An 18663-nucleotide genomic window follows, 5' to 3' on the forward strand; every position below is an offset into this window, starting at 1 on the left:
ATAGCTATCATTGAAAAAGAATTGAGTTTCAGAACTTGTTACAACAATTTCTTCAAAAGATAGAGTTCTGTAAAGCTAAAAGCTCATTAGTGAATTAGAGGAAAACTAAATGTTCGATTTACCAACATCTACGCAGGTATTGGTTATTGGAGGAGGTCCCGCTGGAGCTACTGCGGCTACTCTATTAGCTCGAGAAGGTTTTAATGTAACATTACTTGAAAAAGAAATTTTCCCAAGATATCATATAGGAGAGTCTCTTTTACCTTCATCGTTGAAAGTTCTCGACCTAATTGGTGCAAGAGAAAAAATAGATGCCCATGGTTTTCAAAATAAGCCGGGTGCCCACTATTATTGGGGAGATGAGTCTTGGGATTTGAATTTCTCCGATTTATCTGGTAAGTTTACACATAGCTATCAAGTGCGGCGTGATGAGTTTGATAAGTTACTTTTAGACCATGCTAAAAGTCAGGGTGTGAAGGTTTTTGAAGGTGTAGAAGTTTCTAGTTTGTCCTTTGAGGGTGAGCGACCAATCAGTGCAATTTGCTCTCTAACTAATGAAAAGAGTCAGACAAAAGAAGTATGTTTTGACTTTTTAATTGATGCGAGTGGTCGTTTTGGTCTCATGTCAACTCGTTATTTAAAAAATCGAGAATATCATACAGTATTTCAGAATGTAGCTGTTTGGGGGTATTGGAAAAATACGAAACCCTTCGATAAAGGTAGAGAAGGAGTTATTTGTATCGAATCTCTCAAAGATGGCTGGTTATGGGGAATCCCGCTACACGATGGCACAATGAGTGTGGGTTTAGTTACCCACAAAACTGCTTTTAAAGAAAAACGCTCTAAGAGTCTGAAAGATATTTATTTAGAGGGTATTGCTGAAAGTGTAGATTTGAAGCAGTTTTTGGAACCTGGTGAACTTGCATCGGAAGTTAAATCTGAGCAAGACTACTCGTACACTGCTGAGAAATTTGCCGGTACAGGTTACTTTATTGCTGGAGATGCAGCTTGCTTTTTAGATCCTTTGCTCTCAACTGGAGTACACCTTGCAACTTTTAGCGGACTTTTAGCTGCTGCAAGTGTAGCAAGCGTTTTACGGAATCATATCAGTGAAGCTCAAGTAATGTCTTTCTACGAGAAAACTTACAGACAAGCTTACTTACGGCTGTTAGTTATGGTTTCAGCATTTTACAAAACTAGTAAAAAAGAATCCTATTTTTGGCAAGCTCAGCAGCTTACAAACACTCAGGGTGGAGACAGAGAGAAATTACATCAAACTTTCTTGAATCTGATATCAGGAATGGAAGATATGTCAGATATTGAGGAAAAGTCAGAGCAACTTTTTCAAGATGTGTCGGATCGGGTAGGAGAACATTGGGCTCTTCGTCACAAACACTTATCGAATGAATTGGATGAGGCAGGAAAAGAAAAGTTACGTGAGAGCAATGAGTTTGTGAGTGATTTCAATGGTCTATTCTCATTATCGAAAGAAACTGCTGTTGAAGGATTTTATATTGTCACGACTCCTCAACTAGGTTTAGCTCAGGTTAGTTAAGCAATATAGCAGCAATGGTATGTGGGTGTCATATTACATCCCATATACCTTAGATGAAAATCGTTTGATTGAGAGCGTTTGTCTCAAATTCATTTTTACAAGTAGTTCTGCTATATCAAGAAACAACTTCCGTATCTTATATCTTGCACCATCAATATAAACGCGGAAAACCCATATCAAGAGTGCTAAAAATATTACGGAGAATGAAAAGTGATATCTGCGTAAATAAATAAATTGTATGTGTGACTAAAAAAAATGATATTACATAATTTTCATCAAATGTTGGCATGACGCAATGCGTTGTGCCAATGATGCGAGAGGCAGTGAGGATTGAAGTTGGTCAAATGTTTGCCTAAAAAACTAACCCAGCATTTCCAGGTCATGGTTCTTGTAGATACAGCTTTTGGTAGCGTGGAATTTCTACACGGTGTCCGAGAGCAAAAATATCACGCAAAATACGGGTTGATATTCTTATAACTTTTGTGCTATAGTAAACTTGTCCAGTATTAAAGACGTTTTTATCCAGTTTATTATAAAAATGGCTTTTAAAAATTTGTGTAAGAATTCAGCAGTCAGTGTACAAAAGCCAGAATTCTTCAATAATCGCGAGAAAACAGAAAAGTTTTATAGCCTGCTAATAAGACAAAAAGTTTATAAATTCTGACTTCTGAATCCTGAATTCTTACAAATTTGTTAGTTTAATTAGAAATTTGTAGAGATTTCTCGATGCTTAGTTCTCAATGCAGAAAAAGGTTATCTCAGTTATGCTTACGATGTCGCGGGAAAACCCCTCTACGTAAGTTTGCTCCTAGAGTCGGCGTTTCTTCGTCTGCATGGAATGCTTGGGAAAATGAATCTGGAAACTGGGGTATAGACAATGCTAGAAAGTTGGCGACTTTTCTAGGAACCAGTGTTGATAAGTTGCAACAATATATAAATGGAGAATACTCACTTGATGATTACCTACGCTTACCACATCTAAACACAGGCGAATTAGAAATGCCAGACTCAGATGACACTGTAGACCAAGTCATTGTCTGGATGGGTTCTTTAAGTCTACGAGATTTGTTGAGGCTTATCTCAGCAGGGGTTAGATTAGCTGAAATTACTGTTGATCCGAACTCGAAAGCTGGCAACGAGAAACACAATCAGCCAGAACCACTTGTAGCATCGAAACCAGCCGCTGATGGAAAAATAGAGTTTGAGAGCAAGGACGGAAAACTAGCACTCAAGTGCTGGTATGATGTTAGTCAAGGAAAAATTCCCAGTAATCCGGAACTCATTAAACTCGCAGCTGCACTAGATATAGATACTTCTTCCCTCAAGAAAACAATTACTAAGTTGAGTGAGATAATGGCAAATGAAGCTAATAATTAGTAATTTAGATTTGGCTTTACTGTCTCTATACTGGCTTGGTGGTGAAAATGACACAGTTATAGTTCTTAGAGGAGATGGCAAACTCCTGTCTCAAGATTTTGCTGAAAGATTAGTAGACTTGGCTTGGGATAAAATTGCTCGATTCTGTGCTAGCAGAGGCTATAAATGTGCTTATCTCTACGCCGAAAGCCAAAATAATCACCCAAAGCGCTATTCCATACCTGCAGAATTAGCTGTCGAAGCCATGATTGGAGATTCCTTACAAAACAATGAATATTTAATTGGTTCAAGTGTCGAGCCCGAGACTACTGTCGAACCAGAAACTATCTTAACCATTCCTGAGGAGGAATTATCAATAGGCTGGCTTGAGAGATCGCCTTTACCTACTTATATCAATGCAATCCGTACTCAATGCAAATTCTATGCAAACCCGAAAGCGCTTGCAACTCAAGGTAAACCTCCAGAAGATTTTCTCAATGGCAACGCTTACGATTTAAATGATCCAGATGAACTAGATCGTAGAACTAGTCTAATTGCTGCTGGGGAAAGGTTAAGGAATTACGAATACGAGGGGTGGCGCTGGTTTTTCGACGCTGATGCTGGGCGATTTCGGCTCAAAAAAATGTACTTTATCTCAAATTTCCGCTTGCTGCAATCATTCAACGGTGTCCCTTGCTGGCTTGGGCAAGTTCTGCAGGCTTCAGAATTAGTCATGACGCGCTTGTAATCGTCAATCTCAGTAAGTGGGTTATTGATATCTGTTGTGGAAGTCCCTAGTCAACAAGAAAACATTGGATATACTGTCTATTAATTCTAGACTGACGAGTTGCTCAGCTAATAATTGCATTGTCCTACTTTCACGCCCAGCTAGGGATCACTACACACCGTTGCAATTAAGTAAGCTTCTGCTTCGGGACTAAGTTTTTTGTCTCTTCCTTTACTGTGGGGTCATTCAGCTTACAGCAGTTTTCACCTAAATTAACCACACCGTTTGTAAGGGCGCAAGGCCGCAGCGCCCCTACGACTGTGGTCTAATTACCTGAAAATTGCTGTAAACTTATGACCATGCTTACGTGGTGAGTTGCAACCTTTTTTGGCGTCGGGTTTACCCGATCTGCTACATAAACACTCCGCCACTCTCGCCGAAATAAGTGCTTATGCAAAATTATTTATTTGAGAAGGCAGTCCCAATGAAAATTTTTTCATTGGGACTGCCTTTTGCCTTGCCCGAAGGGTTGGTCATTGCGAGCGTTTCGGAAATGTAGCGTTCGCGTTGGCGCACGTGTCCCCTCGGGACTCAGCAATCTCCAAGGCTGGGCAACACTGCATCCATCAGCTCAAATACTGCGTCTTGAGTTTTACCTAGACGATCATAGATTGCTTGCCGAAATTCTTCTTTACCTAACTAGCTGCAAGATATGAGGTAACCACTTACCTCATTTCCAATGATGTCTTTTTTCTGTTCCCCGTTCTCTATTCCCTTATCTACCCGGATGTCTCGCACTTTGAGAAATTCAGCTCTAATGCGCAAGTTAAGAGATAGCTTTTTTATCCAAAGTGCAATCCACAAAAAAGATTTTCTGAATATGGGTTGATAACTTTATGCTTTTCATGCTATCGTAAACTTGATTGTCTAAATATCAAGACATTTTTGTCTTGGTTTCATGAAAATGGTTTTTTAAAATGTACTAGTTTAATTAAAAATCTTTTAGAGATGTCGGAATTTTTAGTTCTGAACGTAGAAAGAGATTATCGATAATTTATGGTGAAAACCCAGAAAAAGTCAAGATACGAAGCTAATACCAACTTGCGGTACTTAGTAGTAATAACCTGTAAGAAAGACAAGAGAAACAGGGGGAGAAATAAATAATACTATCTTTGAAAACTGAATATAAGCTTTCTACCGAAACTTCTGTAGAAAGATGCATGATAAGCACAAAGACGTTAGCGATCGCATAGCGGCGGCTTTCACATAGCAACGCAAAAATAATGTTTTTTAGTAAGAATTTTAAAGTCAAAATACAGAAGCCCAAATTGTTTAAGAATTGCGAGAAAAGAGGAATGCTTTCATAGCAAACCCTTGTAAATTCAGATTTCTGATTCCTGATTTATTGCGTCTTCTATCATGGGTTTTGACTTAATTTTAATCCCATAGATAGATAGATAAAGTATTAAAGACTTAACCTGTTACGGGTGCTTGCCCCAGTTTTTGCAGCGCAGCTACTATGGAATTGATCATTACACTTAACAGAAGAAGTTCTGTCCCTCTTTACCGCCAAATATGTGAGGAGCTAAGACAGTTGATTCTAACAGGATACTTGTTACCTGGAGAGCGCATACCTTCAACACGAGCTTTAGCCAAGTCATGTAAAGTTTCACGTGCGACTGTCAATCTTAGTTACGAGGAACTTCTCAGCGAAGGGTATCTTAAGTCAAGTCATGGAGCTGGGACTTTTGTTAGTGACCAAATTCCCAAAACATTTATTCAATCTACATATCCTACTCATAAGCTAACGCAAGCCAAGCAGATAAAGTTGTCAAAATATGGTGCCTATATAGCTAATAGTAATCCGTTTAGGCCCACAGAGCAACACTTGCCAATCAACTTTCGTTATGGGCAACCTGCATTCGATCAACTCGCCTTACAACAATGGCGGAAGCTATTGGCACGTCGCTGTGAATTCGATCCTAATCTAGTCGATTATAGCGATGATCTGCTTGGGTACAGAGAGTTACGCAAGGCAATTACTCTTTATCTAACTCGGTCGAGGGGAATATACTGCGAAGCTGATCAAGTCATAATCGTTAACGGTTCACAGCAAGCTCTCGATCTAGTTACCCGAATTCTCTGTGATAGGGGGGATTGGGTAGCGATGGAAAACCCTGGCTGCCTGAGCGCCTACCACACCTTTCTCGCACAGGGATCTCGACTTTTACCTGTTCCGGTTGATGAATCAGGAATTGTGATTGAACATCTATTAGGTTTCAGCAATGCGAAGATTCGTTTTGTCTACGTTACACCTTCTCACCAATTTTCGTCTGGTAGAGTGATGTCCTTGTCAAGAAGGCTGGAACTACTATCTTGGGCTCAAAGATCTGGAGCAATGATCATTGAAGATGATTATGACAGTGCATATAGCTACGATAATCAATCGATCCCAGCACTACAAGAACTCGATAAAAGTGGTACAGTTATATACATTGGGACATTTTCAAAGATGCTTTTTCCAGCTTCGCGGATTGGTTATTTAGTTCTACCTAAAAATTTGGTAAATATATTTGCCAATGCTAAGTGTCTTGCTGATCGTCAATCACCTCTACTAGAACAGCAAGTCCTTACCGATTTTATTAATGAAGGGCATTTGGAACGTCATATTAGGCGGATGCGCACTCTACAACCAACGTCGACAAACATTGGTTCGAGCCTTATCGATGTATTTGGGCCAGTGCGGGAAGATTCTCGGCGACAAAGTAGGTATGCAGCTGATGGTACATTTGCAAACTAGCTTGAATGATTAAGAGATAATACACTGGGCAGCACAGGTGGGCGTGGGACTAATCAGTGCAGCCCAAAACTACTTCGATGCCAGTCATGAAGGTGAATTAACCTTGGAAGAAAAATTGGTCAGTGCCTCGCTGTTTTTCACCGAAAGGGTACAACAATTAATTTAACGTTTCGTTTTCTTTGAAATTTAACTATACCTAACCCTCTTGTGTCACTTTAGGCTGAAGAAAAATAGAATTTAGGGTTAAATACTGGTGAGCCAGCAAGATAAAAATTGGGGAAATTAACCTCAATGCGATTGGCTCTTGCCCAGCAGCTTTTGCTGATCGCTTTGCTGCCAACTAACAGACATATAGCCTGCAGACACGCACTCACTGCACTGTGTGCGATCGCTCTCCAAGCAAAGCATTCATGCCCTCATATCAACACATTTTCTCTTTTTTGTCAATAAACAAATGCTACTGGCGTGACACCTTACAACTTTTTTATTTCCATTTTCTCGCTGACAATTTCCGCGCCTCTCAAATTTTACGACTTTTTTTTAATTGCACACCTTGGTCGCTATGAAAAAACTAAACTATGTAAGGATAGGTAAATACTGAAAAACAATCTACCAAGGTAACTAAAATATGGGCGATCGTTTAAGGGGATTCCTCAATCGTGAGCAAAACAAAACTCTATTCAAGGAGTACAATTTCCTTTCTCGCTTCTATAGACTGGCTTTCATTAATATCCTTTCCACGATCATGGAGCCTTTGGTTGGAACAATTAGCATAGTGTTTTTGGGGCATCAGGCTCAAATTGAGCATCTAGCAGGGGTAACTCTTTCTACAACCCTGTTTAACTATATGTATTTTATTGTAAACTTTTTACGCATGGGAACTACTGGAGTGACGGCGCAAGCAGTTGGACGAAATGACAGCGAACAGATGCTGCTGGTAGCACTGCGAAACAGTTTAATTGGACTAGCTATAGGCGGACTACTTTTAGTACTGCAATATCCTCTGCAACACTTGTGGTTTAGTGCAATCAGTGCAGTTCCAGAGGTTAAGGCATCAGGTATTAACTATTTCAACACTCGAATTTGGGGAGCGCCTGCAGTTGTTGTCAATTTGGTTCTAATCGGGTGGTTTCTCGGACGAGAGATGAGCAGCTATGTGTTGCTGATGTCGGTGGTGGGTAATGGGGCTAATATTTTTTTCGACTACGTATTCATTGTTCGCTGGAATATGGGTGCAACGGGAGCAGGACTGTCTCAAGCAATTAGCCCCTATCTGGTATTGGTGATAGGCATAACTCTGGCAATTCTTAAAATTGACTGGAAGGAATTTCCAAGTGCAGCCAGCAAGTTTTGGGATGCAGGCGCATTTAAAAAGGTTGTTACCCTTAACGGAAATCTCTTCATTAGGTCTTCTGCCACTATGTTCGTTGCAACTATTTTCACAATTCTAGCTTCTACATTGGGCACAACCATCTTGGCAGAAAACGCCTTACTCTTACAAGTAGCATTGCTTAGCATCTACTGCTTTGAGGCGATAGGATTTGCAACCGAGACTTTGAGCGGAAACTTCAAAGGACAACAAACAACAAAGCAGTTATTGCCGCTATTACAAGTCACGGTAGGAACCAGTTTACAGATAGGAATAATTTGCTCTGTTGTGTGTATCCTGTTCCCAGAAACGATCTTTGGGCTCTTAACCAATTACAGCGAAGTAACATCGCTTCTTACAAGAGATGTTCCTTGGCTACTACCTATACTGGCATTTTCTTCAGTTTATCTGATACTGGATGGATATTTTGCGGGTTTAGCCTTAGGGTCAATCTTGCGCAACGCTGCCTTGTTCTCAGTCATATTTGGATTTGCACCGCTAGCATTGATTGCATGGTATTATCATAATAACTATATCTTATTGTCGTCTGTGTCAGTGTGGGCACTAACAAGAGCGATACTGCTTGCCCTACAGGTGCCTAGCACATTGAAGGATCTGAGTCAGGCTCAACAACCGTCTTTTCCGTCATCTGGAAATGAGGCTTAATCAACTTTGCAAATTCAGTACATCATCATTGGCAATTAAATGTCTGTTTTGCGAGCCACTTGCAAGTTTCATAATTTACCTCCTGCTGTGATCTTACGTAAGATCTTAGTATAAGGCATTTCTTGTATTTTCAGAGCTTATTACGGAGATAAATTTTCTTTTGGTTCATCACTAGGCGTCACTGTTGGCTTAGCACTAGGTTCAGGTGTAGTCGTTGTGGTAGAAGTTGGTGTTGGTGATGCGTTCTGATATACTGCCTGCAAGCTAAGTTGATAATCTACTGGTTGTGAGGTTGTGGAGACAACAACGAACTCATAAAATCCCTCTTCTGGTAAAGTAACTGATAAGCTGCGTCGTGTGGAGTTTTCTAAAAATCTGATTTTGCCAGAGGGAGAGTAAACTGATAAAAGAACTTTAGAACTTGCTTGTAACTTCAAATCCATTAATTGATCTTTCGCAAGTCCAGCAATGAAAACTTTTCCATCTCCGCCATATAATGTACCACTAACTGTTTTACCTATAGCACCGGGATCAAATACAATTCTTCTGAAAGCTTTGCCTGCGAGAATATCATTGAGTTTGTCATAAACAAATCCATACCAGACTTGTCCAATCGGTTGATCGATAAAGTTTTTACCCTGCTGTTCAGGAAATTGTGTAAAGAATGCAGCATCACCTAAATCATATAAAGAACGACTGCCAACATGAATTTTATTAACTTGATCTTTCCAGCGATCGCGCTTATCCGCAGTATAACTCCCTAGTTGGCGACGCGCACTTAAACTTAATAACGCTAGCTTATCTAGCAAATCTTTACCTGTTTGATCCCATCGTACTCGTAAACCTTCATCTTCAGAACCATCACTTAAACTACGTTCCCCTAAACCCCGGTTTTTCTCCCGAAAAACTTGATTAACTAATTTCACATAAAAGTCATTGTCTATCGCTAACTTTTGGCGGCGATCATTTAATGTTTGTTTACGCTGTCTTTCTTCTGGTGAAAATTTTGCTAAAGGATCTTTTGTCTGTTGGGTGGGTTTAGCACTTGAAGTTGGTGTTGATTCCTGTGTGGTATCTGGGGAAGGATCGCTATCAGACGGAGATTTGAAGAACTTCGTCACTCCCCATGCTACCAAACCAGCAGTCATAGTTAAAACGAGGGCTACTATAAGAGTCTTGACTGGTACTCCACCTTCTTTTCGCTGAGGTTGAGGGGTGGGAGAGGAAGCAACGGGGGGTGCTACAGCGACAGTCGCAGCGGTTGGTTTTGGGAGAGGTTGCTGAGCCAAGGTAAGTGCTGCTAGAACTTGAGACGCACTTTTGTAGCGATCGCTTGGTGCTGGAGACAACATTTTATCCAAAACCGCCGCTAAATTGGAACTTAAGCTGATTTCCTGTCGCCATCGCCAAGAGAGAGTATGGGGATCAATAAGTTCTTGCGGCTGTTTACCTGTCATCAAAACTAGCACAGTTGCGGCTAAAGCATACAAATCACTATGAGCTTCTACTAACCCAGTCCGCATCTGTTCTGGTGGAGCGTATCCTATTTTACCCAAAAGGGTTGGTGGTGGAGAAGGCGTACCTACACCAGGTTGATAATATTGCGAAGCGACAGCTGCGGCGACTTGTTTAACACCACCAAAATCAATTAAAATTGGCAATCCGATTGGTTCTTGTGGAGTGCTGCGAAGAATTAAGTTATCTGGGGAGATATCACGGTGAATAACTCCTAAAGAGTGGATGTATTCCAATACTGGCAGAATTTGCTGCAATAGCTGACGTGCTTCGATTTCTGTAAAAAGGAAACCTTGCTGTTTTCTAGTTTGCAGCAAAGCACTGTATGTTTCTCCTTGTACATAGTCTTGCACGAGAAACAGATATTCTTTATCATTTAGTTTACTGCGGAAAAGTTCCCGAAAGCGAGGAATTTGGGGATGTTCTAGCTTGTAGAGAACACTTGCTTCTCGCTCAAACAGTTCCTCAGCTTTTTGTACAACATAAGTTGTTTGAACTTGGGGAGAGAATTCCTTTAAAACACAAAATTCTCGAAAGCGGTTGAGATCTTCAGCTAAATAAGTGCGTCCAAACCCTCCCTGTCCAAGTTGACGTACAATGACATAGCGCTCGCTCAAAGTTAGTCCCGCTTGGATACCCTGAGTTACAGGATTACCCAATTTCTCCCCACAGTGAAGACAAAAGCGACTACCTGGGGGATTTTCGTGTCCTTTTGAGCAATAGACAGGGTTCATTGTTAGTTGTTATTTATTATTTTTTTAAGATTCTAGTATACTCGTTGTGAAAAGTAGTTAGTGAGGAGTCAGGAGTCAGAATTCAGAATTCAGAATGAATGTTAGTGAGACTACGCTTGATTGTAAAAAATTTTTCCTTAAAACCCCTGACTTCAAGCATGGAATATTCTGACTCCTGTATTCTGACTCCTGACTCCTGTATTCTGACTCCTTTTTATTTCTTACTTTGTACTTGATCAGCCGCGATCGCGTACCAAATTTGAGCAAATGTTTGTTTATTAAGGTTCCCGTTTCCGTGCCGTTGCCCTGGAAAGAGTTTGTCAAATTTTTCATTTGTATCGTTCTGGAGTTGAGTTATTGTATAGTTACCTAATCGACCTGCTTGTGCTTGCTGTACCCAATTTGTATAATCTCGTCCACTATAGCTTCCTAGTTTACGACGAGACGCAGTACTTAGGTTAGCTTGTTCTAATTTATTCAAAACTTCGTCCGCAACGCCAAACCATTCTTTTCGTAAAGCAGTGTCCTCGGATTTAGCTGTAAGACTGCGACCGCGTAGATCTGGATGTTTAGTATAAAAAGTATCATTAACTATGTGATTTAAGAAACCCTCTGGAATTTCTAACTGTTGGCGGCGACTTAAAAGGGTATTTGGATCAATTTCCTTGTTTTGCGTTGGTTTATCAGATTTCGGAGAATTAGACTGATCAGGGATTTTTGGCAGTGAGATTCCTGGTAAGGAGAATTTTGGTAGAGAAATAGATGATACAGTCTGAATAGCTGTCGTTACTAGCAACCAACTACCAACAAAACTCAAAACAACTACACTTGTTCCAATTAAACCAAAAGCAAAAGGTCGTAGCCAAATAGGGAAACGAGTAGATTTAACAATTGCTTGGGTTTTGCTTTGAACTTGACTCGTAACAGCATTAGCGCGTTGTTTTCCAGGCGCAAGTACCATAGTCTTAATCTTGGTAAGCTGAGAATTTATGGGTTTTGTGGGAGTGGACGAACCTAAAGCTTTGAGGACTTCATCAGCTTGTTGGTAGCGATCATCTGGTTTATAAGCCAGCATTTTTTTTAACACCGCTTCCAACCGCGAGCTCACTTTGATTTTTTTCCCCCAGCGCCATGTTCCGTGATAGCTATCATAGAGATGTTCTGGTTCTTTACCAGTCAGCAACACCAGCGCAGTCACAGCTAAAGCGTATAAATCACTACTATGAAACGCTTGCCCCAGTCGTAGTTGTTCCTCTGGCGCATAGCCCTTTTTCCCCAACAAAGTGCGATTTTCCGTCAGTTGAGTAAACCAAAAACCCTTACTTGCTGGTAATTGCTTGACACCACCAAAATCAATCAATACTGGTAGATTATCAGAAGACCGCAAAATCAAATTATCCGGAGAGATATCACGGTGAACAACGTCTAGTGAATGGATATACGATAATACTGGTAGAATATTTTGCAGGAGCTTTGTAACCTCTTGCTCGCTAAAGCCCTGCCTTTTATCTTTACGATTTTCTAATAACTGTAAATAATTGTCACCTTCTACATAATCTTGCACTAGAAAGAAAAAATCCTTCTTGCCTAATTTCACTTGTAGCCAAGAGTGAAACTGTGGGATTTGTGGGTGTTGAAGTCTTTTGAGGACATTCGCTTCTCTCTCAAATAACTCCTTGGCTTTTTGTAACTCCTGCTGCTGTTGTATTTGCGGTGCGAATTCCTTGAGCACACACTTTTGCTGCGATCGCTTGATGTCAAGCGCTAAATATGTGCGTCCAAATCCACCCTGCCCTAGTAAACGTACAACTTCATAACGGTTTTCGACAACCAACCCTGGGGAAAGAGGTAACGCTTCACCACACTGGCTGCAAAAGCGGTTACTCTCATGATTTACGTGTTGTCTAGTGCAATATACTTGCATGGCACTCGAGGATGAATAAAGAGTTTTATTAGATGGATACAACATAGCCAGCTCGATTTACCTAAATAAATCGAGAAATTTTAAAGCTCCGAGAGTTAGTTAATATATTGTAGAATTTTGAAATCAATTAACTCGCGTTAATTGTGAGAGAATCAAAACTGGCACGGGCAATGCCTAGTACCGCTTCGCGAAAGTCAAAAGTCAAAAGTCAAAAGTGTTATAAATCAATGCTTTTGGCTATTTGAAATGGTCTACTGATTTCTGCCGCGCTGTACTAGTTAATCATACTATTTATACTTGGTTAAAAAATTTTTTGCCCGCTCATAAACTTGTCTCCGTAGACCGGGGGGAATGTAGGCCTTAGCTATTCTAACAATATGCTCCAAATATTGATACCCCTGCCATTGCTGTTCTTCTGCTGGGGTTAAACCAAGCGTCCGATTTTTCTCTAACAGGGCGCTAGTTTGGGCTTGCAGCGATTCGGAGGGACGCAAGGCAATAATGGCTTCAGCGCTGGGGAGACTTGCGAGAAATTCTAGGACTTCAGCCATACCTGAAAATCCTTCTTGGGCGATCCCGCTTTGCAGGGTGGGATTCGCGATCGCATTTGCATTAAATTCTCGTAACCCTAACTCTATGATTTGAGGTAGTTTGTCTTCAAAGAGTTGAAGCTGAGTAACAACTTCATCAGGTAAATCGAATGTAACTTGCATGTGCGTCGGCTTTTACTACTAAAATACACCTTATGTTGGTACTTCTACTAATTTTGCTATTTCTTCGCCAAGACGGATGAAATGGTTAGGATTTAAGGTGAGTAACTGGTCTATTTCTGTTTTAAGAATAATTTGAGCAATTAAAGCATCATAGATTGCACCTCCTGTTAAGTTCAAAGTTACCATTTTATTAATCACAGATTCATAATCCTGTGCAGAAAGAGAAATTACTTCAAATTCTGCTAAGTTTTCGTTTATTAATTGTTGTGCCAATTTTGGAGAAACAGGAGGCTTGATGGGAAGGCGTGTTAAAACGGAATATAATTCTGCTAAAGTATGAGTACAAATTATTCCTTGAAGATTTCCCAATTTCACTTTTTTTACAAGTGCAGTACAACCTGAGTGCTTAGGATGATTAGTCCATAAAGCAGCAATTAAAACACTGGTGTCAAATAAAGCTTTTACCACGACGCTAAATCATTTATTCTTTCGGTCCTCAAGTCATCAATAATTGTTTCTGTACTACCAACTGGTTCAGCTTTAAAGACTAATATTCCATCTTCGTAGTAGGTTTCTACTTCCGGTTGCACAGGTTTAAGAATTAGTTGACCATTTTCAACTTTTAAGGATAACTTGGTTTCATTATTAATTCCTAGCTCTTGGCGTATTTTTTGAGGAATTTCGACACGACCAAATTGATCAAGAGTGAGTTGTTCCATATTATTAAGTACCTTTACCCTAGATTACTAAAATTTTACTTAATTCCTTAATTCTAGAAAAATTAAGAGGATTCCAGACACTATCCGAAACCCTCTATTATCTATTCTATTGCTAGATTCCCTTTTATTGAGTTATTTGAGCGGTTGGAAAAGCACCAGGTTGTACGCCTATGGTGACGGTTTGTCCACGACGACGTAACTCTACGCGTACATCTCCCCCGACTTGGCTATTCTCTACCACCTGTTGTACGGAGTTTCCATCTTTAACAGCTTGACCGTTCAGCTTTTGGATGACATCACCAGCACGTATTCCTGCTTTAGCTGCTGGGGAATTGGGCATAACCTTGACAACTAAAACACCTTGATCTTCATCTACACTCAAGCCACTGTTAGGATCTGAGTTGATGTTTTGCTTAATTTCAGGTGTTAGCCCAACCATCTGAATTCCTAGGTATGGATGTTGTGCTTTACCTGTAGCGATCAATTGATTGGAAATGCGTTGCGCGGTATTGATAGGGATGGCAAAACCTAAGCCTTGCGCACCTTGAATGATCGCTGTGTTCATACCGATCACCTCGCCTTGAGCATTCAGCAAGGGACCACCAGAGTTACCAGGGTTAATTGCGGCGTCTGTTTGAAGATAATCAACTCGCTTATCTGAACCAATCAGGTTGCTGGCGCGTCCAGTGGCGCTGATAATACCTGTGGTGACGGTATTGTCTAAACCAAGAGGGTTACCGATCGCGATCGCCCACTGTCCAGGTTGCAGCCCATTTGAGTTTCCTATTTTTACTGTTGGGAGATTACTAGCCTGAATCTTCACCACAGCAACATCTGTCAGTTCATCTTTCCCAAGCACTTTACCCTGATAGGTTTTTCCACCTGTTAAGGTTACCTTCACTGTATCCGCACCATCTACAACGTGGGCATTGGTCAAAATCCGACCATCAGAACTGATAATAAAGCCTGAACCAAGACCCCGTTCTACCCGGTTTCGTGGACTTGGTAGTGCAGATCCAAAGAAACGCTGAAAAAACGGATCTCTGAATTCTTCTGGTATATTGGTTTTTACTGTTCGAGAAGAATCAATACGTACAACAGCAGGTCCAACCTGTTTAACTATCCTGGTAACGAAGTTTGGATCAGTAGCGACTGGTAATGGAGGCGCAGCATCTACTCTACTAACTGCCAAATTGGAAGCATTGTTAGAAACCTGTTGGTAATTAGAAGCCAGGTAGCCTCCTGCAAATGTCATACCAGATCCGAGCAACACCAAGGATAGGTTAAAAGCTGCTTTTTGCCAGGGTGCAACGTTACGGGTTTTTGTTGCGGAACTGTCGTTCACGGGTGATTTTTTGTACTGTTCTGACGTGTTATCGTCATTAGGAGGTATGTTATACATTTGCTTTGTGTAAAGGTTTCAAGATAATATATTTATAATCTAGAAATTCTTTGTGACATTCTTATTATAAAAGTATTAAGCTATTGTGACAAAGTGTGCTAACTACCAACCATGGACAGGGTGTAGGGGGTGGGGTGTAGGGTGTAGGGTGTAGGGTGTAGAATGTGGGAACCCCATATTTAAAAATAGAGGTTTCAAATAAGGGTGCCGTGTTCAGAGCCCGGTGCTTATCAAAACATATTTTTCTTTTCTTTTCATACTTAAAAGTAGGGGCTTGTACTCAGACTTCGCCACTGATTCTTGCCCTACACCCTACCCCCTACACCCTACACCCTACCCTCATTAAAATAGGGCTTCGAGAAACCCAATTCAAAAAAATAAGCAAGTTGCTATGTCAAGCTAATAACAACTATACTCAGATTCGTTAGGTCTAGATGGGTGTCAAAAGCATTGTGACCACATTAAGTGGACGCTATCAAATCATTCGGCAATTAGGCGGTGGCGGCTTTGCGATGACCTTTCTGGCAAGGGATACTATGCAACCTAGTCAGCCTCTATGTGTTGTAAAGCAACTGCGTCCACATCATACTGAACTCCGCGTTGTGGAGCTATTTGAAAAAGAAGCCGCTATTTTAGAAAAACTAGGTAAACATCCTCAAATTCCTCGGCTATTGGCTCACTTTAAAGAGGATGACAATCTTTATATTGTTCAGCAGTTTATCCAAGGACAAGACCTCAGTAAAGAAATTTTGCCAGGGAAACAGCGAAGTGAGGATTACGTCACCAACCTATTGCAGGAAGTGTTGGAGATATTGTGCTTTGTACATCACCAAGGGGTAATTCACCGCGATATTAAACCTCACAACCTCATGCGGCGGCATGAAGATGGTAAGATTTTCTTGATTGACTTTGGAGCAGTTAAGGAAATTGGCTCCGTAACAGAGAATTCTCGAGGTGAATTGACCTCTACTGTTATCATTGGCACTCCTAGTTACATGCCTAATGAACAAAAGAATGGCAAACCTTGTCTAGGTAGTGACATGTATGCTTTAGGGCTCACTGCTATTCAAGCACTAACTGGTATCTTGCCTATAGACCTTCCTGAAGATCCATTAACAGGTGAAATCCTTTGGCAAGACAAAGTAAAAATTAGTAATCATCTGACAAATATCTTAACCAAAATGGTGCGGCGTCACCACAGTTTACGTTACCTCTGTGCTCAAGAAGCACTACAAGCACTCACAACACCAACACCACCACTACTCCAATGGTCACGGCGGAGAGTTATTCAAACCCTTGGTTTCGCGGGGGCTGGTTTTATAGCTGCTGTTTTGGGCGAGAACATCTCACAAAGGGGTGCGAAGACAAAAGTATTAGCTTTACAAAGTTTCCAATTCCAAGTTGTGAGTGTGGATATACAAGGAAATATCACCAACCGTCGCCTTGGTCAGGCAAACTTTTTTACAGAAGACCTTGGTAATGGGGTCACACTAGATATGGTAGCAATTCCATCTGGTAAGCTAGTCATGGGTTCGCTCCCAAGAGAACAACAACGACTTGCCAATGAAGATCCGCAGCACACTGTTACTATTCCATCTTTTTTCATGGGTAAGTTTGCTGTTACCCAAGAACAGTATCAAGCTATTATGGGTAACAATCCCTCTAACTTTACCGGAGCAAGACGACCTGTTGAAAAGGTAACTTGGGATAATGCTACTGAGTTTTGTTCTAAAATATCATACATCACTGGTAAAAACTACCGCTTGCCTAGTGAGGCAGAGTGGGAATATGCCGCTCGTGCTGGAACAACTACCCCTTTTCACTTTGGTGAAACAATTACAACAGATTTAGCTAATTATGATGGTCACTATACCTATGGCTTAGAACCAAAAGGTGAATATCGTCGGGAAACAACTGACGTCGGCACATTCCCACCAAATGCTTTCGGATTGTATGATATGCATGGTAATATCTGGGAATGGTGTCAAGATAACTGGCACAATAATTATGTCGGTGCGCCTAATGATGGTAGTGTTTGGACAAATGAAAATGATCTAGATTCTCGATTGCGACGCGGCGGTTCATGGTATATCTATCCTTGGGTTTCCCGTTCAGCTTATCGTAGTAGATATCTGTTCAACAGCAGAAACGATGATGTTGGGTTTAGGGTTGTTGTTTCTGGTGATATAGGTCTTGGCGGATAGGTTATTAAGTAATGAACGCCTTAATTTTCCTAAAATTGTTGTACAATCGAGGAAACATGGCTTTAAAAACCATGATTATCATGAATTTTCTTTCTTTTAAAATCGAAGGATCATTTCTAACACTGCACCAAAGAAATCGAGCGTTTACCCAACTTTTTTGTTTTTCTACAGGCGCTTGAACAGCTTTCACACTTAGGTATTTGTAAATTTTACCTAAGCTGTATTTTTTTAAGTGCTGTACTGATTTGCCTTTCTCATTGTTATCCAAAGCACGTTCGATTACCTTTAAAGTCACAGTTTCTTGTCTATAAAGATTTGACGACAAGGTATTAGCAGAGAGTCTATATAATATTTGCGCTTCTGGAACTACTACAAACTGATAGCGTGCTGCTAAGCGCAATGCTATATCCCAATCTTCAGCAGGAGAAACCGATTGCTCAAAACCACCAACAGTTTGTAGCGCCTCTGTGCGAACTAAAATATTAGAGCCATTATCTAAAAAATTCTGTACAAAAAGCTTGCTGTAAACATCACCTGTCAGTGTAAATCGGTAACCTGGGTATAAGAAATCACCATCAGTATCAATAAAGTTTACCCAGCTATAAGCCACAGTAGCTTCAGGATGCTCTCGTAAAGCGTTTACCTGGCTTTCTAACTTATTTGGTGTCCACAAATCATCAGCATCGAGAAAGGAAATAAATTCGCCGACAGCTTTAGAAATTCCCCGATTTCGACTGACGGCTACACCCTCATTAGGATAAGAAAAGACTTGTAACCGTGAATCAGTTACGATCTCAATCACCTTGGCTGTTGAATCTGTTGAACCATCATTAATGACGATAATTTCTATGTCTGTTAGTGTTTGGTTAACAACAGATTCAATAGTTTGTCGGATTGTTTTTTCCGCGTTAAAAGCAGGAATAACAACAGAAACGAGTGGCATGTCTACTGTGTTTCTCGACGTACTTGGTGTACTTTT

The 18663-nt window shown here is 40.6% G+C and carries 13 protein-coding genes; 6 read left to right on the forward strand and 7 right to left on the reverse strand.

The genetic code is table 11. The annotated features are described in order from the left end of the window. Positions 1-109: 109 nt before the first annotated feature. The 5 genes from G4P69_RS15250 (at position 110) to gntT (ending at position 8473) form a co-directional block, all read left to right on the forward strand. Positions 110-1555, forward strand: a complete 1446-nt coding sequence (locus G4P69_RS15250; protein WP_208338739.1) for an NAD(P)/FAD-dependent oxidoreductase — start codon at positions 110-112, stop codon at positions 1553-1555. A gap of 726 nt (positions 1556-2281) precedes the next feature. Next, positions 2282-2932: a helix-turn-helix domain-containing protein gene (locus tag G4P69_RS15255; protein ID WP_208338740.1), complete on the forward strand. Its 651-nt coding sequence runs from the start codon at positions 2282-2284 to the stop codon at positions 2930-2932. Next, complete coding sequence (locus G4P69_RS15260; protein ID WP_208338742.1) at positions 2916-3659, forward strand: hypothetical protein; 744 nt, start codon at positions 2916-2918, stop codon at positions 3657-3659. The genes G4P69_RS15255 and G4P69_RS15260 overlap by 17 nt, the downstream gene beginning before the upstream one ends. 1498 nt (positions 3660-5157) lie before the next feature. Further along, positions 5158-6438 carry a MocR-like pyridoxine biosynthesis transcription factor PdxR gene (gene pdxR / locus G4P69_RS15265; protein WP_208338744.1) on the forward strand — a complete coding sequence of 427 codons (1281 nt, stop codon included), beginning with the start codon at positions 5158-5160 and terminating at the stop codon, positions 6436-6438. A 628-nt stretch (positions 6439-7066) separates the two neighbouring features. Beyond that, positions 7067-8473 (forward strand): guanitoxin biosynthesis MATE family efflux transporter GntT, encoded by a 1407-nt coding sequence (gene gntT, locus G4P69_RS15270; RefSeq protein ID WP_208338746.1) that lies wholly within the window; start codon positions 7067-7069, stop codon positions 8471-8473. 140 nt (positions 8474-8613) lie between these two features. Here gntT and G4P69_RS15275 read toward each other — a convergent pair whose 3' ends face one another. The 6 genes from G4P69_RS15275 to G4P69_RS15300 all read right to left on the reverse strand — a co-directional run bounded on the left by G4P69_RS15275 (position 8614) and on the right by G4P69_RS15300 (position 15480). Then, a complete protein-coding gene (locus G4P69_RS15275) occupies positions 8614-10722 on the reverse strand; it encodes a serine/threonine-protein kinase (RefSeq protein WP_208338748.1) in 2109 nt (702 codons plus the stop codon). 214 nt (positions 10723-10936) lie between these two features. Continuing rightward, a complete protein-coding gene (locus G4P69_RS15280; RefSeq protein WP_208338750.1) occupies positions 10937-12646 on the reverse strand; it encodes a serine/threonine-protein kinase in 1710 nt (569 codons plus the stop codon). A gap of 287 nt (positions 12647-12933) precedes the next feature. Then, entirely contained in the window at positions 12934-13359 is a 426-nt protein-coding gene (locus G4P69_RS15285; protein WP_243902087.1) for a hypothetical protein, read from the reverse strand. Between the two features lie 30 nt (positions 13360-13389). Continuing rightward, positions 13390-13827, reverse strand: coding sequence for a PIN domain-containing protein (locus G4P69_RS15290; RefSeq protein WP_208338752.1), 438 nt, complete (start codon positions 13825-13827; stop codon positions 13390-13392). After that, entirely contained in the window at positions 13821-14078 is a 258-nt protein-coding gene (locus G4P69_RS15295) for an AbrB/MazE/SpoVT family DNA-binding domain-containing protein (RefSeq protein WP_208338753.1), read from the reverse strand. The genes G4P69_RS15290 and G4P69_RS15295 overlap by 7 nt, the downstream gene beginning before the upstream one ends. A 124-nt stretch (positions 14079-14202) precedes the next feature. After that, positions 14203-15480 (reverse strand): HhoA/HhoB/HtrA family serine endopeptidase, encoded by a 1278-nt coding sequence (locus tag G4P69_RS15300; RefSeq protein WP_208338754.1) that lies wholly within the window; start codon positions 15478-15480, stop codon positions 14203-14205. A gap of 452 nt (positions 15481-15932) precedes the next feature. Between G4P69_RS15300 and G4P69_RS15305 the strand changes: the two genes are divergently transcribed. Further along, a complete protein-coding gene (locus G4P69_RS15305) occupies positions 15933-17684 on the forward strand; it encodes a bifunctional serine/threonine-protein kinase/formylglycine-generating enzyme family protein (RefSeq protein ID WP_310833784.1) in 1752 nt (583 codons plus the stop codon). A 4-nt stretch (positions 17685-17688) separates the two neighbouring features. Here the strand turns inward: G4P69_RS15305 and G4P69_RS15310 are convergent, their stop codons facing one another. After that, the gene (locus G4P69_RS15310; protein ID WP_208350463.1) at positions 17689-18627 is read right to left on the reverse strand and encodes a glycosyltransferase; all 939 of its coding nucleotides are present in this window, start codon (positions 18625-18627) and stop codon (positions 17689-17691) included. Between the last annotated feature and the right edge of the window lie 36 nt (positions 18628-18663).

The sequence above is a fragment of the Aetokthonos hydrillicola CCALA 1050 genome, assembly GCF_017591665.1.
In the GTDB taxonomy this organism is placed as follows: Bacteria; Cyanobacteriota; Cyanobacteriia; order Cyanobacteriales; family Nostocaceae; genus Aetokthonos; species Aetokthonos hydrillicola.

Bases quoted from the DNA above. Each gene is read 5' to 3' on its own strand.
- G4P69_RS15260 (WP_208338742.1), top strand. From the start codon at position 2,916: ATGAAGCTAATAATTAGTAATTTAGATTTGGCTTTACTGTCTCTATAC.
- pdxR (WP_208338744.1), top strand. From the start codon at position 5,158: ATGGAATTGATCATTACACTTAACAGAAGAAGTTCTGTCCCTCTTTAC.
- G4P69_RS15310 (WP_208350463.1), bottom strand. From the start codon at position 18,627: ATGCCACTCGTTTCTGTTGTTATTCCTGCTTTTAACGCGGAAAAAACA.
- G4P69_RS15285 (WP_243902087.1), bottom strand. From the start codon at position 13,359: ATGCAAGTTACATTCGATTTACCTGATGAAGTTGTTACTCAGCTTCAA.
- G4P69_RS15295 (WP_208338753.1), bottom strand. From the start codon at position 14,078: ATGGAACAACTCACTCTTGATCAATTTGGTCGTGTCGAAATTCCTCAA.
- G4P69_RS15280 (WP_208338750.1), bottom strand. From the start codon at position 12,646: ATGCAAGTATATTGCACTAGACAACACGTAAATCATGAGAGTAACCGC.
- G4P69_RS15275 (WP_208338748.1), bottom strand. From the start codon at position 10,722: ATGAACCCTGTCTATTGCTCAAAAGGACACGAAAATCCCCCAGGTAGT.
- gntT (WP_208338746.1), top strand. From the start codon at position 7,067: ATGGGCGATCGTTTAAGGGGATTCCTCAATCGTGAGCAAAACAAAACT.
- G4P69_RS15255 (WP_208338740.1), top strand. From the start codon at position 2,282: ATGCTTAGTTCTCAATGCAGAAAAAGGTTATCTCAGTTATGCTTACGA.
- G4P69_RS15250 (WP_208338739.1), top strand. From the start codon at position 110: ATGTTCGATTTACCAACATCTACGCAGGTATTGGTTATTGGAGGAGGT.
- G4P69_RS15300 (WP_208338754.1), bottom strand. From the start codon at position 15,480: ATGTATAACATACCTCCTAATGACGATAACACGTCAGAACAGTACAAA.